The organism is Vibrio ostreae, from assembly GCF_019226825.1.
Lineage (GTDB): Bacteria > Pseudomonadota > Gammaproteobacteria > Enterobacterales > Vibrionaceae > Vibrio > Vibrio ostreae.
On record NZ_CP076643.1, the window covers coordinates 2,678,569 to 2,700,880 of the forward strand.

Genomic DNA, 22,312 nt, shown 5'->3' on the forward strand with positions numbered 1-22,312 from the left:
GAATGGTGGGTCGTGCAGGATTCGAACCTGCGACCAATTGATTAAAAGTCAACTGCTCTACCAACTGAGCTAACGACCCCTTTTTATTTCACAAGGAAATGGTATCCCGTAGGGGAGTCGAACCCCTGTTACCGCCGTGAAAGGGCGGTGTCCTAGGCCTCTAGACGAACGGGACACTATGATACTCTTCTTTATCTAAACCGTATCAATCTGTGTGAACACTCATCGCAATAATCATTCGTATAAGGAGGTGATCCAGCGCCAGGTTCCCCTAGCGCTACCTTGTTACGACTTCACCCCAGTCATGAACCACAAAGTGGCAAGCGTCCTCCCGAAGGTTAAACTACCTGCTTCTTTTGCAGCCCACTCCCATGGTGTGACGGGCGGTGTGTACAAGGCCCGGGAACGTATTCACCGTGGCATTCTGATCCACGATTACTAGCGATTCCGACTTCATGGAGTCGAGTTGCAGACTCCAATCCGGACTACGACGCACTTTTTGGGATTCGCTCACTTTCGCAAGTTGGCCGCCCTCTGTATGCGCCATTGTAGCACGTGTGTAGCCCTACTCGTAAGGGCCATGATGACTTGACGTCGTCCCCACCTTCCTCCGGTTTATCACCGGCAGTCTCCCTGGAGTTCCCGACTTTACTCGCTGGCAAACAAGGATAAGGGTTGCGCTCGTTGCGGGACTTAACCCAACATTTCACAACACGAGCTGACGACAGCCATGCAGCACCTGTCTCAGAGTTCCCGAAGGCACCAAAGCATCTCTGCTAAGTTCTCTGGATGTCAAGAGTAGGTAAGGTTCTTCGCGTTGCATCGAATTAAACCACATGCTCCACCGCTTGTGCGGGCCCCCGTCAATTCATTTGAGTTTTAATCTTGCGACCGTACTCCCCAGGCGGTCTACTTAACGCGTTAGCTCCGAAAGCCACGGCTCAAGGCCACAACCTCCAAGTAGACATCGTTGACGGCGTGGACTACCAGGGTATCTAATCCTGTTTGCTCCCCACGCTTTCGCATCTGAGTGTCAGTATCTGTCCAGGGGGCCGCCTTCGCCACCGGTATTCCTTCAGATCTCTACGCATTTCACCGCTACACCTGAAATTCTACCCCCCTCTACAGTACTCTAGCCTGCCAGTTTCAAATGCAATTCCGAGGTTGAGCCCCGGGCTTTCACATCTGACTTAACAAACCACCTGCATGCGCTTTACGCCCAGTAATTCCGATTAACGCTCGCACCCTCCGTATTACCGCGGCTGCTGGCACGGAGTTAGCCGGTGCTTCTTCTGCAGCTAACGTCAAACGAATGTGCTATTAACACACCCGCCTTCCTCACTGCTGAAAGTACTTTACAACCCGAAGGCCTTCTTCATACACGCGGCATGGCTGCATCAGGCTTGCGCCCATTGTGCAATATTCCCCACTGCTGCCTCCCGTAGGAGTCTGGACCGTGTCTCAGTTCCAGTGTGGCTGATCATCCTCTCAGACCAGCTAGGGATCGTCGCCTTGGTGAGCCCTTACCTCACCAACTAGCTAATCCCACCTGGGCATATCCTGACGCGAGAGGCCCGAAGGTCCCCCTCTTTGAGCCGAAGCTATTATGCGGTATTAGCCATCGTTTCCAATGGTTATCCCCCACATCAGGGCAATTTCCCAGGCATTACTCACCCGTCCGCCGCTCGCCGCCCTTAACGTTCCCCGAAGGTTCAGTTAAGTCGCTGCCGCTCGACTTGCATGTGTTAGGCCTGCCGCCAGCGTTCAATCTGAGCCATGATCAAACTCTTCAATTTAAGATTTTGTGGCTCAATGAATACTGACTTCAAATTACCTTAGTAATTCAAAGCTATTATCATTCCAACAGAATGATAATGAATTGACTGTGCTCGATACCGAAGTATCAAATTGGTCACTCAGTTCATTGATACCTAAGTTGATTCTCTAGAATCATCTTCGATTATCATCAACGAGTGCCCACACAGATTGATAGGTTTATATTGTTAAAGAGCTTCTCTTCCGACTGCAGTGACTGAGTCACCGTGGAAGAGGCGGCCATTTTAGCGAGATAAATTTTCGTGTCAAACACTTTTTAAATTTATTTTCGCAAGCTTTTCAGCTTTTAAAATGAACCTGACTGACCGCTTGGTTTCTTTCGAAGCTTTGCCGTGTCAGCGAGGGGGCATTATAGAGATCGCGTTCACGTTGGCAAGGGCTTTTTGTCGTTTTTTTCGTTTTTTTTGTCGTTTGACGTTTTTTTACTCACAAAGGGCTATTTCTTACACTCTTTCACTTCTAAACTGGCCTTTACAGCCTAAATAAGGAGGCGTCATGAGCGCAATTCGTAGTTATAAAGGAATCATTCCCCAATTGGGAGAGCGGGTTTATGTCGATAGCAGCGCCGTCATTGTCGGCGATATCACCTTAGGTGACGACGCCAGTGTCTGGCCACTGGTCGCAGCACGCGGCGATGTTAACCATATACAGATCGGCGCCCGATCCAATATTCAGGACGGCAGCGTATTGCATGTGACCCATAAAAACGCGGAGAACCCGGATGGCTATCCGCTTTTGATTGGTGATGATGTGACTGTCGGCCATAAAGTGATGCTGCACGGCTGCACCATAGGCGACCGGGTACTGGTCGGCATGGGGGCGATTGTCTTAGACGGCGTGGTAGTAGAAAGCGATGTCATGATCGGGGCCGGTAGTCTGGTACCGCCAGGCAAAGTCTTACAAAGTGGCTATTTGTATGTCGGCAGCCCGGTTAAACAAGCCCGCGAACTGACCGACAAAGAGAAAGCCTTTTTAGTCAAATCTGCCCAAAACTATGTGCAGAACAAAAATGACTATATGAATGAAGTCGAAGTCGTCAGCTGACGACTTCAATTTGTCCGTACTGATTGAAGGCTTCATCTTCAATCAGTGCCTCAGCACTCTCTTCAAGATCAAAGCGCAACTCGGCAAAAGTATCCAGCGCTTGCTGGCTATCCTCGACCACCCGGCCGCTTAAACGACTCAGTTCAGTTAATGGCACCACACATTGGATCAGAGCACCGGACTGCTGAGCCGGAAAAACCACCGCCTGCAGCGCTTCATCCCAACTTTGTATATCAGGAAATAAAATTGACTGATTCATTTTACGCTTCCAGGTTGTTACGTAACTCGCGCAGAATTTGCTTTGTTCCGGGACGTAAACCGCGCCATAACATAAAGCTCTCCGCCGCCTGACCAACCAGCATACCCAGCCCGTCGTAAACATGAGCAGCACTGTTGTCCAGCGCCCATTGGTTAAAGACGGTCAGACCTTTGCCATACATCATGTCATACGCCACGCTGTGCGAACCGAAGATCGCACCACTGACCTCAGGCAGTTTGCCTTCCAGACTGGCCGAGGTGGAGTTGATGACCACATCGTAACCGCTGGCGACCTGATCCATCGCTACCGCCTGCACCCGCTCATCACCGGCAAAATTCGCCACCAGCTGCTCAGCTTTACTCAGCGTCCGGTTAGTCACAGTAATAGAACGAGGATTTTTATCCAGCAAAGGTTTGATCACCCCGCGTGCGGCACCACCGGCACCAATCAGTAAAATGTTGGCATCCTGCAGTACCACCTGATGCAGCATCAGATCCTGAACCAGACCTTCACCATCGGTGTTGTCCCCGAGGATAATGCCGTCATCGAGCTTTTTCAGCGTATTGACCGCGCCCGCCAGACGGGCACGCTCAGTGAGCCGGGTGGCAAAGTGAAATGCCTCTTCTTTAAAAGGGACAGTCACATTACAGCCTTTACCGCCAGTGGCGAAAAACTGTGTGGCTGCCGTAACAAAACCATCGACCGGTGCAAGCTGCGCCGTGTACGTCATTGACTGGTTAGTCTGACGGGCAAACAGAGTGTGTATAAAAGGGGATTTGCTGTGCCCGATAGGGTTGCCGAACACTGCATAATGATCGTTTTGAAAAGCCATATCCATGCCTGAAGTATTTTTGCCTGAATCCTGAATAGAAAATAGGGTCGCTGATGCGACCCTACCACCGACACGAAATTCTGTCACCACTCACGCGGTACTAAAAACTCACCCAGTTGTGCCTCGGCGCTGCCTTCCTGAGGCTGATAGCGATATTCCCAGCGAGCCAGGGGAGGCATCGACATCAGAATCGACTCAGTACGGCCTCCTGACTGCAGGCCAAACAAGGTGCCGCGGTCAAAGACCAGATTGAATTCGACGTAACGGCCGCGACGATAGAGCTGGAAGTCACGCTCACGCTCGCCGTAGGGTGTCTGCTTACGACGTTCAACAATCGGCAGATAGGCCTGGGTATAGCCTTCTCCCACTGCTTTAATATAATCGAAGCACTGCGCGAAACTCCACTGATTCAGATCATCGAAAAACAGACCGCCAATACCACGCGTCTCTTCACGGTGCGGCAGGTAGAAATAGTCATCACACCAGGCTTTATGCTCACGATAGACATCCGGACCAAATGGCTGACACAGATCCTTTGCCGTCTGGTGCCAGTGCTGACAGTCTTGTTCAAACGGATAAAACGGCGTTAAGTCAAAGCCACCACCAAACCACCAGATCGGTGCTTCACCCTCTTTCTCGGCGATAAAGAAACGCACATTAGCATGCGAAGTCGGCACATAAGGGTTGTTAGGATGCATCACCAGTGACACCCCCATGGCCTCAAAGCGACGCCCGGCCAATTCAGGACGATGCGCCGTTGCAGAGGCCGGCATTTGTTTACCCGCAACATGAGAAAAGTTCACGCCGCCCTGCTCAAACACCTGACCATTGCGCATCACCCGGGTACGGCCACCACCGCCCAGACGTTCACCCTGCTCACGCTGCCAGGCATCTTCTTCAAATAGGGCCGCGCCATCGACGGCTTCCAGCTGCTGACAGATAGAGTCCTGTAATTCGAGCAGGAACTGTTTGACCGCTTCTTTATCTATACTCGGCATGGTGGTGTCCTTGTGTTAACCCTGTCTTAATACCTGAAGTGTTTTCGCGTCACGAATTTCGCTTGGCTTGTTACGTCCGCCGGTTTCACCGTGCAGAATCGCCACCAGCTTGTCGCCAAGTTGCTGCTCGACTTCTGCCGTCGTCATACATGGTGGCAGCCCGGACAAGTTAGCACTGGTTGATGTCAGCGGTTTACCATACGCCTGGCACAGCTGCTGCACCAGCGGATGATCGGTCACCCGTACCGCGATGGTATCGAACTGGCCGCTGACCCAGGATGAGACCCGCTCACTGGCCGGCATGATCCAGGTCACCGGACCAGGCCAGGTTGACTGAACCCGCTCCAGCTGTTCAGCGGTCAGCTGCGCTTCGTCAATATAAGGCAGCAGCTGCTGATAAGAAGCCGCAATCAGAATCAGACCTTTCTCCACCGGGCGCTGCTTAAGCTGCAGCAGTTTTTCAATCGCCTGCGGGTTATCCGGATCGCAACCGACCCCGAATACACCTTCGGTCGGATAAGCAATCACTTCACCAGACTGCAATGCCTGCAGTGTATGTTCGAAATTATTCACCTGAGATTCCTACTATTTAGCTGACTTGTACTTGCCAGGCTCTGTTGACCTGCTCTGTATTTGCCGCTTAGTGTACAAATTATCCGGCGTGACAGCTAAATCTAATTATTGCTAATTTAGCTGTCGAGAAACACCCCGTTGGCGCAAACGTTTGCTTGCGAGAAAAATCCTCGTATAATGCGCCAACGATCGCTCACCCAAATTAAAACGCTTGAAGGAGTTTGAGATGAAAGTCGGCATTATCATGGGATCAAAATCGGATTGGCCAACCATGAAGCTAGCAGCAGAGATGCTGGATCAGTTTGGTGTTCCTTACGAAACTAAAGTGGTTTCAGCGCACCGTACCCCTCAACTTCTGGCCGATTATGCCTCAAGCGCAAAAGAGCGTGGCCTGAAAGTCATTATTGCCGGCGCAGGCGGCGCGGCTCACCTGCCAGGTATGGCAGCAGCCTTTACCAGCCTGCCGGTCCTTGGCGTACCAGTACAGTCGCGTGCTCTGTCGGGCATCGATTCACTATACTCTATCGTACAAATGCCAAAAGGTGTTGCGGTAGGCACACTGGCCATCGGTGAAGCCGGTGCGGCGAACGCCGGTCTGCTGGCAGCGCAAATCCTCGGCACTCATGATGAAACCATCATGGCTAAGGTAGAAGCGTTCCGTGCCGCGCAAACCGAAACGGTTCTGGCTAACCCGAATCCGGCTGAGGAGTAATCCTATGCACGTTCTGGTATTAGGTTCCGGCCAGCTGGCGCGCATGATGTCGCTGGCAGGCGCGCCACTCAATATTGCCATTACCGCTTTTGATGTGACCAGCGGTAATGTGGTGCATCCGCTCACCCAGGCTGTGGTCGGTCACGGCCTGGAGCAGGCAATTGAACAAGCGGATGTGATCACCGCAGAATTCGAACATATCCCGCATGACGTGCTGGCCGTATGCGAGCGCAGCGGGAAATTCCTGCCAAGCACACAAGCCATCAAAGCCGGTGGCGATCGCCGGGTAGAAAAAGCCCTGCTGGATAATGCCGGTGTCCGTAACGCCAAATACGCGGTTATTAACAGCCGGGCCGATTTTGATGCCGCGATCGAAAAAATCGGTATTCCTATGGTACTGAAAAGTGCTCTGGGTGGTTACGATGGCAAAGGCCAGTGGCGTCTTAAGCAAGCGGCTGATGCCGATGCAATCTGGGCTGAAATGGCACAATGTATCGCTGCATCAGACAACCAGGCGATAGTCGCTGAGCAATTTGTCCCGTTTGACCGTGAGGTTTCCCTGGTAGGTGCGCGTGGCAGCAATGGCGAAATTGCGGTGTATCCGCTGGCCGAAAACGTCCATGTTAACGGCGTACTCAGCCTGTCGACCGCGATTGATGCGCCGCAGTTGCAAGAACAAGCGAAACAGATGTTCAGCGCGGTGGCCGACAGCCTGGATTACGTCGGCGTACTGGCACTGGAGTTCTTTGATGTGCAGGGCGAACTGCTGGTCAATGAAATCGCACCACGTGTGCATAACTCTGGTCACTGGACCCAGCAGGGTGCAGAAACCTGTCAGTTTGAAAATCATCTGCGCGCGGTATGCGGCCTGCCTCTGGGCAGCACCAAGCTGATCCGTGAAACCGCCATGATCAACATCCTGGGTGAAGATACTCTGCCAACACAATTGCTGGCGATGGAAGGTTGCCATATTCACTGGTACGGCAAAGAAAAACGTCCGGGCCGCAAAATGGGCCATATCAACGTGACGGCCGACTACAGCGGTGAGCTGCAGCGCAAGCTGTGTGAACTGGCCGCAGTGCTCGACGCCGATGCCTTCCCTGCCGTGCAAGAAGTGGCGCGTCAGATTCAGCCACAATAATTACCGCTGAACCCAAACAGCAACGGCGCCCTGTGGCGCCGTTTTTTTATGGTGCGGATTGCGAGTTATTGTGCCGGTGACGAGTCACTGCTCTGCGTATGGCCGCATTTTCGGTCCGCACACTGATAACGGGTGCCGCTGGCGAGCTTCTTCTCGATCAGCAAGCCAAAACCACACGCTTCACACTGCCCGGCCACCGGTGGCTGGTTAACGGCAAACTTACACTTAGGGTAAGCATCACAAGCAAAAAAGGTTTTACCAAATCGGGTTTTACGTTCAACCAGATGACCGGTTGCACACTCAGGACAAGCCAGAGCCTGCCGCTGCGGAGAGGCGTCTGCCGGCTGATCCGGCGATTCAATATGGTGACAAGCCGGGTAGTGACTGCAACCGATAAACATGCCGTAGCGTCCCTGGCGTAAAACCAGCTCATGCCCGCATTCCGGACAAGGCACACCGAGCTCTTTGATGATGTGACCATCGTTGTGATGAAGTGGTTTGATATAGTCGCAGACCGGATACTGGCTGCAGCCCATAAAAGGGCCGTGTTTGCCATGGCGCAGCGCAAGCGCCCCGCCACATTGAGGACAAGGTTCGTGATTCAGGGCCTGCTCATGGGCCGAGAACAACTGGTGATCGATTTTACTGCTCATAACCGCGCTACAGTGGAAACTCTGATGGGTTCAGAGTGGATTAATGCAGGATACCCTGCTCTTTGCTGTACAGCAGCTCTTCCATTAGCGTATACGCATTCTCATTGCCCGGTACATTAAACAGCACCATGAGGATGATCCATTTAAGGTCGTCGAGCTCAAACTCATTGGTTTCCAGCCCCATGACCCGATCAATCACCATCTCGCGCGTTTCAGGCGTCAGCACCTTAAGCTGCTCGAGAAACATCAGAAAACCGCGTGATTCACGATCGAGGCGTTCCATCTCCTGCGCAGCATAAATACGCACCGACGTTGGCGAACTGGTTGCGATTGCCGATTGCGCATCAGTCTGCTGCAACGCGGCCAGCTCTTCCAACCAGTGAAGGGCTTTATAGATGTCTTTCTGGTGAAATCCGGCCCGAACCAGTTCTTCTTCCAGTTCGTCTTGGTCCACTTGCAACTCTGCATCGCTATGGATATACGTTTCAAACAGATACATCAAAATATCCATCATCATAGCTAGCCCCTCCCCTTTCGAATATAGCCACCGGAAACTGCAACAACATGCCCTGAAAGCTCAAGCTCCAGGAGCTGCGTCATGACATCCTGGACAGGTATATGGGTCCTGCTTGCAAGAATATCAACTGGTGTAGCTTCTTCCCCTACGTTAGCTAACAGCTCGGGAAATGGCAATTGTTCTTGCTGATTTGGGTGAGAAAAAAGTTCAGACTGCACCGTTTGCTGCGACTTAAGTGACCAATCGAGCAAATTCGCGACTTCATCGAGGATCTGCCCGACATTCTGCACCAGACAAGCCCCCTGGCGAATCAACTGATTACTGCCGGTACTGTGCGCGTTGTGAATTGAACCGGGAATAACAAACACATCGCGGTTCTGCTCACTGGCATAACGCGCGGTGATAAGGGAACCGCTTTTTTCCGCCGCTTCCACCACCAGCACCCCGAGCGACAAACCACTGATAATCCGGTTGCGACGCGGAAAGTGTTCAGCCCGAGCCCGGGCAGAGGGCCGAAATTCGGAGACCAAGGCGCCTTGTTCAGCAATTCGCCCGGCCAGGCGACGATGGCGGGCCGGATAAATATGCTCTAAACCGCAGCCCAGTACGGCCACGCTGTCGCCACCGGCATTCAATGCGCCGTCATGGGCATAGCCGTCAATCCCGAGCGCCAGGCCGCTGGTCACCACCAACCCCTGCTCGGCCAGTTGGGCACCGAACTGGGCCGCAATCTCCAGCCCGCTGCTGCTGGCATTACGGCTGCCGACAATGGCGATCTGCGGTTGCAGCAGTACACCGGCATCACCTTCGACAAACAGCACCGGCGGCGCAGCCGAAATTTCACTGAGCAAAGGCGGATACGTGGCGCAACGGGCGGTGATAATCGCGCGCTGCGATGACTGTTCACGCCAGCGCAGGCACGCCTCCACATCCTTTGCGGCCTGAGTGCACAGATAAGCAAGCTGACTGGCATTCAGGCCGGGACCACCCCCTCGTTTTTGAATATCACGCAGCTGAACACTGAGCGCATCACGCGCCGCCAGACGCTGCACGGCACGCAGACCAAAGCCGGGCACACAAGCAAAGGCCAGCCAGGCTTTGAACTCTTCCTCATTCCACTCTTCATGGTGACTCATTCAACACACTCCCGCTCACTGCGTCGGTGTCGTCAGCCAGCGCACGCAGTACCACTTTATTATCAATCACCTGACTGCTGGCGGTTATCCGCGCCAGACTCAAGTGAGGGTACACCTGCTCAACCACCAGACTGCCAACCGCTAAATCCGTCATCAGGGTGCCGGTGACAATGTCAGCGCCCGGCGCCGCGCGCTGAAACAGTGCAAAACGTTGACCGGCCACCAGCTTCTCCTCGGCACCTTTATCCAGCACCAGCCAGTCATTACGCACCGCGTAGTGCAAGCCTTGCGGGGTGCCGAGAACAGAGACTGCAGCCGGTTCGGCATGCTGGGTGGGAACGCGGATGTCCGCTCGCCTTGCGGCCGGCAAAGCGATATCTAGAGGGCGAATTTCCTGGCTCTGGCTGGTCACATGCAGCGTGCTGCGCGCGCCACCGCTGGCCGTCAGCGAGGCGCGAGCGACCAACCGCAGTGCCTGCATAGATTGCTGATGTGGCGAGAACAGAGCCAGCGGGCGGTAGATCCCCCAGCTTTGTTCGGTATGGGCTCCGCTGATGTATATCGGCTGCGGCTGCGTGAAATAAGCGCGCGTCCGCGAAGAACCCAGGACACGGCTGACCTTTGCTAACGCCATCTGGTCGAGCAGACGAATCTCAGGCAGAACCTGTCCGGACTCATTCAGCTCACGATCAGCGGCTGACGCGCCGTACAAGAAGCAATAACAGAGCAGGGCAAAAACAGAGCTAAAACGACACAGCAGTCTCAACATGAGCGTGTTTTCCGGAGCAGACTAGGGACCAGGATCTGGAGAAATCACGCAGGATGCTGTCATTTAGGTCATAAAATGTCTAGAATTGAGCCAACAAGCGTTTAGCTGATTCGGCACAGTTCAATTTTTCGAGTGTATATGTCTGTATTACAAGTATTAACATTCCCGGATGATCGTCTTCGCACCGTTGCCAAGCCGGTTGAGAAAGTCACCCCTGAGATTCAGAAAATCGTCGATGACATGATTGATACCATGTACGACGAGGAAGGTATCGGTCTGGCTGCGACTCAGGTCGATGTGCACCAGCGCATCGTCGTGATCGACATTTCTGACACCCGTGATCAGCCGATGGTGCTGATTAACCCTGAAATTCTGGAAAAACGCGGTGAAGACGGCATTGAAGAAGGCTGTCTGTCTGTACCTGGCGCGCGCGCCCTGGTGCCACGCGCAGCGGAAGTGACGGTCAAAGCACTCAACCGTGATGGTGAAGAGTACACCTTTGAAGCGGACGACCTGCTGGCCATTTGTGTACAGCACGAGCTCGACCATCTGGAAGGTAAGTTGTTTGTCGACTACCTGTCGCCGCTCAAACGTAAGCGCATCAAAGAGAAGCTGGAAAAAATCAAACGCTTCAACGAGAAAAATCAATAATTTAGTGAGGTTACCTTGAGCCAATCATTACGTATTGTGTTTGCAGGTACTCCGGATTTCGCCGCCCGTCACCTGGCGGCGTTATTGTCTTCGGAGCACGAAGTCATCGCGGTGTACACTCAGCCGGATCGCCCGGCCGGACGCGGTAAAAAACTGACCGCAAGCCCGGTAAAAAATATCGCCCTTGAGCATAACATTCCGGTCTATCAGCCGGAAAACTTCAAATCGGATCAAGCCAAGCAGCAGTTAGCCGAGCTCAATGCCGATCTGATGGTGGTGGTCGCTTACGGCCTGCTGCTGCCAAAATCTGTGCTGGATACGCCAAAACTGGGCTGTATCAACGTGCACGGTTCCATCCTGCCACGCTGGCGTGGCGCAGCACCTATCCAGCGCTCGATCTGGGCCGGTGACGCCGAAACCGGCGTGACCATCATGCAGATGGATGTCGGTCTGGATACCGGTGATATGCTGAAAATAGCCACCCTGCCGATTGATACGACCGATACCAGTGCTTCCATGTATGACAAACTGGCTGATCTTGGTCCGCAGGCTCTGATTGACTGCCTGGCCGACATCAAGGCCGGTCAGGCCGTACCCGTCAAACAAGATGATGAGCTGGCTAACTACGCCAAGAAACTGAGCAAAGAAGAAGCTCGCATTAACTGGCAGGACAGCGCCGAGCATATCGAGCGCTGCGTACGTGCGTTCAATCCATGGCCGATGAGCCACTTTGACGCCGCGGACAACGGCATCAAAGTATGGAAAAGTTGTGTTGCGGATCAAAGCACTGACCAGCCGGCCGGGACCATAATTCAGGCGGATAAAACCGGTATCTATGTAGCAACCGGTACCGGTGTGCTGGTGTTGGAGCAACTGCAGATCCCGGGCAAAAAAGCCCTGCCGGTACAGGACATTCTCAATGCCAGAGCCGACTGGTTCCAGGTTGGGACACAACTGAGCTAATCTCTGTTTACCATCACAGTACATTAACCGGGGGCAGAGATGTCCCCATTGAATTTTAAGGGTTTCACCATGAATGTTCGCGCTGCGGCTGCCAACGTCCTTTTCCAGGTGGTCGACAAAGGTCAATCACTTTCCCACGCTCTTCCTGCGGCTCAAAAAACCATTCGCCCGAGAGACCACGCCCTGTTGCAGGAAATCTGCTACGGCGCGCTGCGCTACTTACCGCGTCTGGAGTCGATTGCCAATGAACTGATGGATAACCCGCTCAAAGGTAAAAAGCGAGTGTTCCACCATCTGATCCTGGTCGGTATTTACCAGCTCAGCTTTATGCGCATTCCTTCTCATGCAGCGGTGGCCGAAACAGTCGAAGGGACCAAAACCCTGCGTGGTACTAACCTGAGCGGCCTGATCAATGCGGTATTGCGCAGCTATCTGCGTAACCAGGAAGAGCTCGATGCCGTGGCAGTCAGTCACAATGCCGGTAAATACGGTCATCCGAGCTGGATTTTGAAACTATTGCAGGAAAGCTACCCTCAGCAATGGGAAGCCATTGTTGAAGCCAACAACAGCAAGGCGCCGATGTGGCTGCGTGTCAACCGCCAGCACCATACCCGGGCTGAGTACCAGCAGTTGCTCGATGCAGCTGAGATCAGCTACACCCTGCACCCAGAGGCCGCGGATGCGATCAAGCTCGATGCACCGTGCGATGTCACCCTGCTGCCTGGCTTTGAGAAAGGCTGGGTTTCAGTGCAGGATGCTGCCGCGCAGTTAGCGGTTGATTATCTGACCCCACAGGAAGATGAGCTGATCCTCGATTGCTGCGCCGCGCCGGGCGGCAAAACCGCACATATTCTGGAGCACACCGAGAATACCGAAGTGGTCGCATTAGACAGCGATCCGACCCGCCTCAACCGGGTACACGATAATCTGCAGCGCCTGCAACTGCGCGCTGATGTCATCTGTGGCGATGCCCGCTACCCGCAACAGTGGTGGCCGGGAGCGCAGTTTGACCGCATCCTGCTCGACGCACCGTGTTCAGCCACCGGCGTTATCCGCCGCCATCCGGACATCAAATGGTTACGCCGCGCCAATGATATCGAAGCATTAGCGGAGCTACAGCGCGAAATTCTCGATGCGATGTGGCAACAGCTTAAGCCGGGTGGTACTTTGGTGTACGCAACCTGTTCAATTACCCCGCAAGAAAACGTACTGCAGGTCAAAGACTTCCTGCTCCGTACCGCGGATGCGCAATTGCAAGGCTCAGATCCTGAGCAGCCGGGACGTCAGATCCTGCCGGGTGAAGAGGACATGGACGGCTTCTACTACGCCGTGATCCGCAAAAGCGTGACACCTGCTCAGGCATAAAGGACGAGACCGGGGCAGCCGACAGGCTGCCTTTGGCGTGTAATCACAAGAGACATTTAGGTATGAAAATCATCATTCTTGGCGCAGGTCAGGTCGGCGGTACGCTGGCGGAAAACCTGGTTGGTGAAAACAACGACATCACCATCGTCGATAAAAGCAGCGAGCGATTGCGCGGCCTGCAGGATAAATATGATTTACGGGTGGTCAATGGCCACGCCAGTCACCCGGACGTACTGCGCGAAGCAGGGGCTCAGGATGCCGACATGCTGGTCGCGGTGACCAATACCGACGAAACCAATATGGCCGCCTGCCAGGTGGCCTTTACTCTGTTTAATACGCCCAACCGTATCGCCCGCATCCGCTCGCCGGAATATCTGGCTGAAAAAGAAGCCCTGTTCCAGTCCGGCGCCGTTCCGGTCGACCATCTGATTGCCCCGGAAGAGCTGGTCACCAGCTACATTGAACGCCTGGTGCAATACCCGGGCGCGCTGCAGGTGGTGAGCTTTGCCGAAGAGAAAGTCAGCCTGGTCGCGGTCAAAGCCTATTACGGCGGCCCACTGGTTGGTAACGCCCTGTCCGCCCTGCGCGAGCATATGCCGCACATCGATACCCGAGTGGCGGCGATTTTCCGTCAGGGACGGCCAATCCGCCCGCAGGGCACCACCATTATCGAAGCCGATGATGAAGTGTTCTTCGTTGCCGCCAGCAACCACATCCGCTCGGTGATGAGTGAGCTGCAGCGCCTTGAAAAACCGTATCGCCGCATCATGATTGTCGGTGGCGGTAACATCGGTGCCAGCCTGGCTAAACGCCTCGAACACAGCTACAGCGTCAAGCTGATTGAACGCAATTATCAGCGCGCCGAACAGCTGTCGGAACAGCTGGAAAACAGCATTGTCTTCTGCGGCGATGCCGCCGATCAGGAGCTGCTGACCGAAGAGAATATCGATCAGGTCGATGTGTTTATCGCCCTGACCAACGAAGATGAAACCAACATCATGTCAGCCATGCTGGCCAAACGCATGGGTGCCAAAAAAGTGATGGTGCTTATCCAGCGCGGCGCTTATGTCGACCTGGTGCAGGGCGGCGTGATTGACGTGGCGATTTCACCGCAGCAGGCGACCATTTCAGCCCTGCTAACCCACGTACGCCGCGCTGATATCGTGAACGTGTCTTCGCTGCGCCGCGGTGCAGCCGAAGCAATTGAAGCGATTGCCCATGGTGACGAAACCACCTCCAAAGTGGTCGGCCGCGCGGTCGGTGATATTCGCCTGCCGCCGGGCACCACAATTGGTGCGATTGTGCGTGGTGAAGAGGTCCTGATTGCCCACGACCGCACTGTGATTGAACAAGATGATCACGTGGTGATGTTTCTGGTTGATAAAAAATACGTGCCCGACGTGGAAGCTCTGTTCCAACCCAGCCCGTTTTTCTTGTAGGTATACGGCGTCATGCTCAATTTACGCCCGATAATGTTCGTGATCGGCCTGGTTTTGTCCAAACTGGCGCTGTTCATGTACGTCCCCACTCTGGTGGCTTTTTTTACCGGTACCGGTGGCTTTCTCGACTTTGCCAAGGCGGTGATCATCACCCATGTGGCCGCGTTCCTGTGCCTGACGCTGGGACGCACTGCCGATTTTCGCCTCAGTGTGCGTGACATGTTTCTGATCACCAGTCTGGTGTGGACCATCGCCAGCGCGTTTGCCGCCCTGCCGTTCGTGTTCATTAACCACATCAGCTTCACTGACGCCTATTTTGAAACCATGTCCGGCATTACCACCACCGGCTCAACCGTACTGAGCGGCTTAGACGACATGGCACCCAGCATTCTGTTGTGGCGCTCGATTCTACAGTGGCTGGGCGGGGTTGGCTTTATCGTGATGGCGGTAGCGGTGCTGCCGATGCTTAACGTCGGTGGTATGCGCCTGTTCCAGACCGAATCCTCCGACTGGTCGGATAAAAGCAGTCCGCGCGCCAAAACCGTAGCTAAAAACATTGTGATTGTTTATCTGGTGCTGACCGGCTTGTGTATTCTCGGCTATATGCTGACCGGGATGGGCATGTTTGACGCCATCAACCATGCCTTTACTACCTTATCGACGGGCGGCTACTCCACTTCCGATGGCTCAATGAACCACTTCTCGCACGGTTCACACTGGGTCGCGACCCTGTTTATGTTCCTCGGCGGCTTACCGTTCCTGCTGTTTGTGACCGCACTGCGTAAACGTCAGCCACAGGAGCTGCTGCAGGATGCCCAGGTTCGTGGCTTCTTTGTGCTGTTTGTCGTTGCCAGCCTGATTGTCGCGGCCTGGTTGCACTGGCATAACGGCTACAGCATACTTGATGCGCTGCGGGTCTCAATGTTTAACATCGTTTCCGTGGTGACCACCACAGGTTTTGGCCTGGATGATTTCACCGCCTGGGGGCGCTGCCAAGCACCCTGTTTGCCTTCCTGATGATGGCGGGAGCCTGCTCCGGCTCAACTGCCGGCGGGATTAAGATTTTCCGTTTTCAGATCTGTTTTACCCTGCTTAATAACCAGATGATGCGCCTTGTTCATCCGTCCGGTGTATTCGTGCAGCGCTATAATCAACGCCCGGTTAACGAAGATATCGTGCGCTCCGTCGTGGCATTCGGCCTGACGTTTGTGATTACTATTGTCCTGATTGCCGGCACATTGTCGGCGATGGGACTGGATACCATTACCAGTATTTCCGGCGCAGTCACTGCGGTGGCCAACGTCGGTCCGGGCATGGGTAGTGTGATTGGCCCGACCGGTAATTTTGCTTCCCTGTCTGACGGTGCGAAGTGGATTTTAAGTTTTGGTATGCTGATGGGACGCCTGGAAATCCTCACCATTCTGGTGCTGTTTTTCCCTGCGTTCTGGAAACGTTGAGGATAATGATGAAATACCTGCAGACTCTGTTAGCGACCGCTTGTGTCGCCGCGCTGACAGCGCCAGTCGTTCAGGCTGCGCAAAGAGTGACTCTGGATGACGGTCGCCAGGTCGAACTGAATGACGACTTCACCTGGCACTATGTACAGCCGGCCGCGCCAGCAAAACCAAAACCTGCGGCCGAAAACCGTACCGAAACCAGTCCGGTCACCACGGCAGCACCAGCCGCAGCAGCGGCCCCGCTCATCGCCGCACCGCTGGTACCACGCCAGCGCGGCACTCTGGTTGAAGTAGGCAGCACCAAACCGACGCTGCAACTGAGCCAGTCCGGCGTGGATATCGTGCTCGGCAGCGCCCGTTACGAAGACGGACACCTGATCATACCGACCGCGATCACTAACCAAAGCCTGCAGTCGGTGATCAGCATTGCACTCAATGTTGAACTGATGGACGAACAGGGCAAGGTACTGAATCACGACAGCGCAACCATCTGGCAGTCAATCAAGCGCATGGCGGAAACTTACCTGCGCCCGCAGACCGCAGTAGCCGGTAAAGAAATTAAGCTGGCAACTGACCAGGCCGAACGTTACCAGATCCGGGTTAGCGTCGAAAATCTGCAAACCCGCTAGTCGATCGCCGGGCAGCGTATTCCCGGACGGGACAGCCAAAACAAAAGCACTCCACAACCGGAGTGCTTTTTTGTTGGTTATCACCCACAATGCTGAGTGCAGCTGATCGATAACCACTCTACCGTAGTGATATCAATGACATCAGGTCAATATCCGTTACACCGGCTCGATATACAGATAAATCGCCATAAAATGACACGCACAGCCACCGAGCACAAAACCGTGCCAGATGGCGTGGTTATACGGAATGCGCTGCGCGACATAAAAAATCACCCCCAGTGAATACACCACACCACCCAGCGCCAGCAACGTCAGGCCACCGATATCGAGATTCAGCGCCAACTGATAAATCACCACCAGCGACAGCCAACCCATCGCCAGATAAGTCACCAGCGACAACTTCTCAAAACGGTAAATGAACGCCACCTTAAATAAGATACCAAGCAGGGCAATCGACCAGATCACTATCATCAGGCTGATCGCCAGCGGGGTGCGCAGGCTGACCAGCAAAAAAGGCGTGTAACTACCGGCAATCAGCAGGTAGATAGCACAGTGGTCGAAGGTTTTCAGCCAGCGTTTAGCACGCTGATGAGGAATGGCATGGTACAGGGTGGAGGCCAGAAACAGCGCTATCATACTGCCGCCGTAAACGCTCATACTGGTGATGGTCAGCGCATCTGCGCTGTGGGCAAACGCTTTGAGCAGCAGCAGCACTAAACCGACAATCCCTAAAATCAGGCCAATGCCGTGGCTGATGGCATTGGCCACTTCCTCTTTGACACTGTAATCACTCACTGACATATATCAATCCATACTAAAGAATTCACATCCAGTATGGCACATTGAGCGAACATGTGTAAGCCAGAATCGTGTCAGGAAGAGGTATCGAGAAAATCAACAATCTGCTGACCGGCCCTCTCCGGCGGGGTATCGGCCGCAATGGTGAGCTGACGTTTCAGCTCTCCGCGCCCGAGCAGACTGGCCAGCATGCCGCGCGCACCGCGTTGAAAACGATCAATCTCGAACCACATCTGCAGCTTATCCGCATCGCGGTAAGCCACAATCTCCAGCTCGCGCCAGCGGCCGTGAAACGGGCCATCAGTTGGCACAAATTCAAACTCCTGCACAAACGGCAGTGCGAAGCCTTGCGCTGCTTCACACTCAACCTGACGCAGACGCAGGCCCTGCTCTTCCAGTGCAGTAAAAATACCGTCCATCAGAGGATCAGGACGCACAGTGAGAATATCCTTGTCAGCCGGGTCGAGCGCCATGGCAATATCAAGGCCCGTCTCAAGCCATACTTTGGCATCCCCAATGGTGACCGGTGTATGCCATGGCACATCCAGCTCGACTTCAAAATCACGCGTTTCACCACTGGCGATGGTAAATGCATACGGCAGCGACCAGCTGGCCAGGACATAAGTCTGGGCGATGCGGCGGGTCTGACTATCCGCTTGCTCCCCCTGCCCGCTGTGCACCTCTTCGATATAACGGCAACATAATTTCAGCTCGATATTATCGATCGCCTGCTCGGTGGCACCGCCATAGACGTGAATCGTCACTTTGACTTTGTGGCCGGGAAACAGCGTCTCCTGTTGCAGGACTGAATCGACTTTCGCGGATCCGATACCGAAACTGGCGAGGGTTTTCTTCAGAAACGACATACGTACCTCCTGTTGATGAACTCCCAGTGTAAAGCGGAAAAGATCCCGATCACAATGGGACTTTCATACTATTGCTCACACTCTTACCGAAAGGCTGCCCCTCAGCGATGCAAAAAAATTGTGTAGAATCTCTGCTCAACTATCGACCAAATCCTGGCATGGTGCTACTCTATTTTCGATATGCATGCATATCGTTATTCCTGAGCAAAGATTTGGATTGGCGAGTGCCAGAAGAGCGCCCCTTCTGCCCCGGCGGAAGTTCAGCTCATCCTTGTTCAGGCCATTTGACCGGCAATGGATATGCCTGACCGTTAGGTTAATAATGCGCCCAACATCCGTCAGGTTTTCGCACACGAATACCAGTGCAATGCGCCGTCGTAGTGGTTTTACTGCTGCGCCGGTTGCGAAAAAAGTCGCGCCCGCTCCAACTCTTGTCGAGAAAAATGCAGCTTCTGCATCGCCGGAAACAAAAGTGGTTAAGGCCGCTTAAATAGAAAAGCGCAGTTTTCACTGCGCTTTTTTCTTTTCCGTTTCCCTACACCGTTCACCACTCACTTATAACGAGTGGTTTGCGCGTAACGCTTGTATTTGTACATATCGATTGTCTTTACACATATCAATTGTATTCCCGCCCTGTTTTGATAACTTAGCTGCATACCATTACAAAAAATATGGAGAAAGCCATGCAATGCCATCGTATTGAAGAACTGCTGCAATTGCTTGAGCCCGAGTGGCAAAAAGAGTCTGATTTCAACCTAGTGGCCTTTATCGCCAAACTGGCGGCAGAAGCGGGCTATCAGGGACAGCTACAGGATTTGACCGATGATGTGCTGATTTACCATCTCAAAATGCGCAACAGCAGCAAAGACGAAGTAATACCGGGCATCAAGAAGGATTACGAGCCGGATTTTAAAACCGCCATATTGCGCGCACGCGGCATCATCGACTAAGCGACCCTCTCATCCCCAGGAGCGGCCCACGGCCGCTCTTCTTTTTGCATCCGTTTTGTTGTTAAAGATTGATAGCGGTAAAAAAAGCCTGGCTGAATTGACGCTATAATCACCAGGTTACATAGAAAAGAGCCTCTCCAGCCCGGTTGCCCGAGCAATCAGTGTTGGTGAACAGCGATGAGCCCGCTGCAATGTCAAAACAGAGTGCGAACGACAGAAATCGCACCCGCTGCCCAAAAGGATAGTTTGATGAGTAAGGATAAGATTGACGTCAAAGACGTCACTCCGAAAGTCTTTAACCCCAAAACCCACAAAGGTCAGGAAGGAGACCGTTTCAATCCGGGTAACCGCATTTACGTGCGTGAAAGCAAAGGCGTCTATCAGCAACTGCGCCGTTACGGCGGCTGGTTTTTGTTGCTGTTATTCGGCCTGGTGCCCTGGATCTCTTACGGTGAACGCCAGGCGATTTTGCTCGATATCGGTAATCAGCAGTTTAACTTTTTTGGTACCACCCTTTACCCGCAGGATCTCACCCTGCTCGCCCTGCTGTTTATGATCGCCGCCTTTGGCCTGTTCTTTATTACCACCTTTTTAGGCCGGGTGTGGTGTGGCTATCTGTGTCCGCAAACCGTATGGACCTTTATGTACATCTGGTTTGAGGAAAAACTGGAAGGCAGCGCCAACAAACGGCGTAAGCAGGACAGCGGCAAACTGAATGCGAATCTCGCTGTGCGCAAAACCGCCAAGCACTTTGCCTGGCTGGCAATTGCCCTGCTGACCGGTTTTACCTTTGTCGGCTATTTTGTTCCGGTGCGCGCGCTGGTGATCGATTTCTTCACCCTCAATGCCAGCTTCTGGCCGGTATTCTGGGTGCTGTTTTTTGCCGCCTGCACTTACGGTAACGCGGGCTGGATGCGATCTATCATGTGTATCCACATGTGCCCTTATGCCCGCTTTCAGTCTGCGATGTTCGATAAAGACACCTTTATTGTCGGCTATGACGCCAAGCGCGGTGAGCAGCGCGGCCCGCGGCCGCGTAAAGCCGACCCGAAGGCGCTCGGTCTGGGTGACTGTATCGACTGCGACCTGTGTGTCCAGGTTTGTCCGACCGGGATTGATATTCGCGACGGGCTGCAATATGAATGCATTAACTGCGGCGCCTGCATCGATGCCTGTGACACCACCATGGAACGCATGGGCTATCCGAAAGGACTGATCAGCTACACCACAGAACACCGTCTGTCCGGCAAACATACCAAGGTGATGCGGCCAAAACTGCTCGGCTACGGTGCGGTAATGCTGCTGATGATCGGTCTGTTTGTTGCTCAGGTGGCGAGTGTCGATCCGGCCGGACTAAGCGTAATTCGCGATCGCAATCAGCTGTTTCGCACCAACAGTGCCGGTGAAGTCGAAAATACCTATACCCTTAAAATCATTAACAAAACCCAGCAAGCTCACACCTATCGTCTCGATGTGTCCGGTCTGAATGATGTCACCTGGTACGGCAAGCAGACGGTGCAGGTTCAGCCCGGTGAAGTGCTCAATCTGCCGATGAGTCTGGGCATCAAAGCGGAAAATCTCAGTTCTCCGGTCACGACAATTCAGTTTATACTGACCGAAGACAGTCAACAATTCACGCTGCAGGTAGAAAGCCGCTTTATCAAAAAGTTATAGCTGCATTTTCCCGCCGCAACAGATGGCAAAGGGCTCAGTAATGAGCCCTTTTTATAACCATGACACAAGCAAGCTTCCATTTTGACGCCCTGACTCCGGACCTGATGTGGTACGCGCTGGAAAGTATCGGCGTGCGCGCCGAGTCCGGCTTTCTGGCGCTGAACAGTTACGAAAACCGGGTCTACCAATTCACCGATGAAGAACGACGCCGCTTTGTGGTTAAGTTTTACCGTCCGCAACGCTGGAGCGTGGAGCAGATTCAGGAAGAACACGATTTTGCCCTGCAACTGGCTGAAGCCGAAATTCCGCTGGCCGCACCGCTGGTGATTAACGGTATGACCTTGCACCACTATCAGGGCTATCACTTTGCCCTGTTCAACAGTGTCGGCGGTCGCCAGTTCGAAGTCGATAACCAAGAACAACTGGAGTGGGTCGGACGTTTTCTCGGCCGTATCCACAAAGTCGGCGCCAGCCAGACCTTCCGCCATCGTCCGACCATCGGCCTGGACGAATATCTCTATCAACCGCGTACCCTGCTGCAACAGTCACAATGTATACCGGCTCACCTGGAAACCAGCTTCTTCAATGATCTCGATTTGCTGATCACGCGTATCGAACAACACTGGCAACCCGACTACCGCTCGATTCGTCTGCATGGCGACTGCCATCCGGGTAATATTCTGTGGCGTGACGGGCCGATGTTTGTCGACCTTGATGACGCACGCAACGGTCCGGCGGTGCAGGATTTGTGGATGTTACTCAGTGGCGAGCGGCAGGAAAAACTGCTGCAACTGGATATTGTGCTTGAAGGCTACCAGGAGTTCTGCGATTTTAACCACAGTCAGTTGAAACTAATCGAGCCCCTGCGTGGTCTACGAATGGTGCACTATATGGCGTGGTTGGCAAAGCGCTGGCAGGATCCGGCCTTTCCATTGGCCTTCCCCTGGTTCAATGACCCGAAATACTGGGAGAGTCAGGTACTGGCATTTAAAGAACAACTCGCCGCATTGGAAGAGCCGGCGCTCTCTCTGATGCCACAATGGTAAATTG

Annotated in this window: 21 protein-coding genes, 2 tRNA genes, 1 rRNA gene and 1 pseudogene; 12 read left to right on the top strand and 13 right to left on the bottom strand. The window is 53.7% G+C overall.

The window, feature by feature from the left end; all coding sequences use genetic code 11:
- Positions 1–3 precede the first annotated feature (3 nt).
- The 3 genes from KNV97_RS18415 to KNV97_RS18425 form a co-directional block, all read right to left on the bottom strand.
- Positions 4–79: transfer RNA gene (locus KNV97_RS18415), tRNA-Lys, on the bottom strand.
- Positions 80–99: 20 nt separating this feature from the next.
- Positions 100–175, bottom strand: a tRNA-Glu gene (locus KNV97_RS18420).
- A 68-nt stretch (positions 176–243) separates the two neighbouring features.
- Positions 244–1,796: ribosomal RNA gene (locus KNV97_RS18425) — 16S ribosomal RNA — on the bottom strand.
- Positions 1,797–2,331: 535 nt separating this feature from the next.
- On the opposite strand from KNV97_RS18425, the gene KNV97_RS18430 reads away from it, so the two are divergent.
- The gene (locus tag KNV97_RS18430) at positions 2,332–2,880 is read left to right on the top strand and encodes a gamma carbonic anhydrase family protein (RefSeq protein WP_218562539.1); all 549 of its coding nucleotides are present in this window, start codon (positions 2,332–2,334) and stop codon (positions 2,878–2,880) included.
- On the opposite strand, the gene KNV97_RS18435 is transcribed toward KNV97_RS18430, so the two are convergent.
- From KNV97_RS18435 to KNV97_RS18450, 4 genes are all read right to left on the bottom strand, one after another.
- Positions 2,873–3,139, bottom strand: coding sequence for a DUF1488 family protein (locus KNV97_RS18435; RefSeq protein ID WP_218562540.1), 267 nt, complete (start codon positions 3,137–3,139; stop codon positions 2,873–2,875). The genes KNV97_RS18430 and KNV97_RS18435 overlap by 8 nt on opposite strands.
- A 1-nt stretch (position 3,140) precedes the next feature.
- Positions 3,141–3,971 (bottom strand): shikimate dehydrogenase, encoded by an 831-nt coding sequence (gene aroE / locus KNV97_RS18440; protein ID WP_218562541.1) that lies wholly within the window; start codon positions 3,969–3,971, stop codon positions 3,141–3,143.
- A gap of 83 nt (positions 3,972–4,054) precedes the next feature.
- Positions 4,055–4,969 carry an oxygen-dependent coproporphyrinogen oxidase gene (hemF, locus tag KNV97_RS18445; protein ID WP_218562542.1) on the bottom strand — a complete coding sequence of 305 codons (915 nt, stop codon included), beginning with the start codon at positions 4,967–4,969 and terminating at the stop codon, positions 4,055–4,057.
- A 15-nt stretch (positions 4,970–4,984) separates the two neighbouring features.
- The gene (locus tag KNV97_RS18450; protein WP_218562543.1) at positions 4,985–5,542 is read right to left on the bottom strand and encodes an L-threonylcarbamoyladenylate synthase; all 558 of its coding nucleotides are present in this window, start codon (positions 5,540–5,542) and stop codon (positions 4,985–4,987) included.
- A gap of 226 nt (positions 5,543–5,768) precedes the next feature.
- Between KNV97_RS18450 and purE the strand changes: the two genes are divergently transcribed.
- A complete protein-coding gene (gene purE / locus KNV97_RS18455; protein WP_218562544.1) occupies positions 5,769–6,254 on the top strand; it encodes a 5-(carboxyamino)imidazole ribonucleotide mutase in 486 nt (161 codons plus the stop codon).
- 4 nt (positions 6,255–6,258) lie between these two features.
- Complete coding sequence (locus KNV97_RS18460) at positions 6,259–7,395, top strand: 5-(carboxyamino)imidazole ribonucleotide synthase (protein WP_218562545.1); 1,137 nt, start codon at positions 6,259–6,261, stop codon at positions 7,393–7,395.
- 65 nt (positions 7,396–7,460) lie between these two features.
- Here KNV97_RS18460 and KNV97_RS18465 read toward each other — a convergent pair whose 3' ends face one another.
- Genes KNV97_RS18465 through KNV97_RS18480 form a run of 4 tightly spaced genes read right to left on the bottom strand, consistent with a single transcriptional unit; the run spans position 7,461 to position 10,470 of the window.
- Complete coding sequence (locus KNV97_RS18465) at positions 7,461–8,048, bottom strand: DNA topoisomerase family protein (protein ID WP_218562546.1); 588 nt, start codon at positions 8,046–8,048, stop codon at positions 7,461–7,463.
- A gap of 40 nt (positions 8,049–8,088) precedes the next feature.
- Positions 8,089–8,565, bottom strand: a complete 477-nt coding sequence (locus KNV97_RS18470) for a DUF494 family protein (protein WP_322972707.1) — start codon at positions 8,563–8,565, stop codon at positions 8,089–8,091.
- 2 nt (positions 8,566–8,567) lie between these two features.
- On the bottom strand, positions 8,568–9,701 hold the full coding sequence (gene dprA, locus KNV97_RS18475) for a DNA-processing protein DprA (RefSeq protein ID WP_218562547.1): 1,134 nt from the start codon (positions 9,699–9,701) through the stop codon (positions 8,568–8,570).
- Positions 9,688–10,470 carry a hypothetical protein gene (locus KNV97_RS18480; protein WP_218562548.1) on the bottom strand — a complete coding sequence of 261 codons (783 nt, stop codon included), beginning with the start codon at positions 10,468–10,470 and terminating at the stop codon, positions 9,688–9,690. The genes dprA and KNV97_RS18480 overlap by 14 nt, the downstream gene beginning before the upstream one ends.
- Positions 10,471–10,608: 138 nt before the next feature.
- On the opposite strand from KNV97_RS18480, the gene def reads away from it, so the two are divergent.
- The 6 genes and pseudogenes from def to KNV97_RS18510 all read left to right on the top strand — a co-directional run bounded on the left by def (position 10,609) and on the right by KNV97_RS18510 (position 16,974).
- A complete protein-coding gene (def, locus tag KNV97_RS18485; RefSeq protein ID WP_218562549.1) occupies positions 10,609–11,121 on the top strand; it encodes a peptide deformylase in 513 nt (170 codons plus the stop codon).
- A 15-nt stretch (positions 11,122–11,136) separates the two neighbouring features.
- Entirely contained in the window at positions 11,137–12,084 is a 948-nt protein-coding gene (gene fmt / locus KNV97_RS18490) for a methionyl-tRNA formyltransferase (RefSeq protein ID WP_218562550.1), read from the top strand.
- A gap of 69 nt (positions 12,085–12,153) precedes the next feature.
- Entirely contained in the window at positions 12,154–13,449 is a 1,296-nt protein-coding gene (rsmB, locus tag KNV97_RS18495) for a 16S rRNA (cytosine(967)-C(5))-methyltransferase RsmB (protein WP_218562551.1), read from the top strand.
- A 62-nt stretch (positions 13,450–13,511) separates the two neighbouring features.
- Complete coding sequence (trkA, locus tag KNV97_RS18500) at positions 13,512–14,888, top strand: Trk system potassium transporter TrkA (RefSeq protein ID WP_136487760.1); 1,377 nt, start codon at positions 13,512–13,514, stop codon at positions 14,886–14,888.
- Between the two features lie 12 nt (positions 14,889–14,900).
- Positions 14,901–16,345: pseudogene (locus KNV97_RS18505) on the top strand (TrkH family potassium uptake protein).
- Positions 16,346–16,350: 5 nt separating this feature from the next.
- On the top strand, positions 16,351–16,974 hold the full coding sequence (locus KNV97_RS18510; protein WP_322972709.1) for a DUF3157 family protein: 624 nt from the start codon (positions 16,351–16,353) through the stop codon (positions 16,972–16,974).
- A gap of 156 nt (positions 16,975–17,130) precedes the next feature.
- Here KNV97_RS18510 and trhA read toward each other — a convergent pair whose 3' ends face one another.
- Positions 17,131–17,775 (bottom strand): PAQR family membrane homeostasis protein TrhA, encoded by a 645-nt coding sequence (gene trhA, locus KNV97_RS18515; protein ID WP_218562552.1) that lies wholly within the window; start codon positions 17,773–17,775, stop codon positions 17,131–17,133.
- 71 nt (positions 17,776–17,846) lie between these two features.
- On the bottom strand, positions 17,847–18,638 hold the full coding sequence (locus tag KNV97_RS18520) for a sporulation protein (RefSeq protein WP_136487757.1): 792 nt from the start codon (positions 18,636–18,638) through the stop codon (positions 17,847–17,849).
- A 683-nt stretch (positions 18,639–19,321) separates the two neighbouring features.
- Between KNV97_RS18520 and KNV97_RS18525 the strand changes: the two genes are divergently transcribed.
- From KNV97_RS18525 to KNV97_RS18535, 3 genes are all read left to right on the top strand, one after another.
- Positions 19,322–19,588: a YihD family protein gene (locus KNV97_RS18525; protein ID WP_168797067.1), complete on the top strand. Its 267-nt coding sequence runs from the start codon at positions 19,322–19,324 to the stop codon at positions 19,586–19,588.
- A 249-nt stretch (positions 19,589–19,837) separates the two neighbouring features.
- A complete protein-coding gene (gene ccoG, locus KNV97_RS18530) occupies positions 19,838–21,262 on the top strand; it encodes a cytochrome c oxidase accessory protein CcoG (protein WP_218562553.1) in 1,425 nt (474 codons plus the stop codon).
- 59 nt (positions 21,263–21,321) lie between these two features.
- Positions 21,322–22,308, top strand: coding sequence for a serine/threonine protein kinase (locus KNV97_RS18535; RefSeq protein ID WP_136487753.1), 987 nt, complete (start codon positions 21,322–21,324; stop codon positions 22,306–22,308).
- Positions 22,309–22,312: the final 4 nt, after the last annotated feature.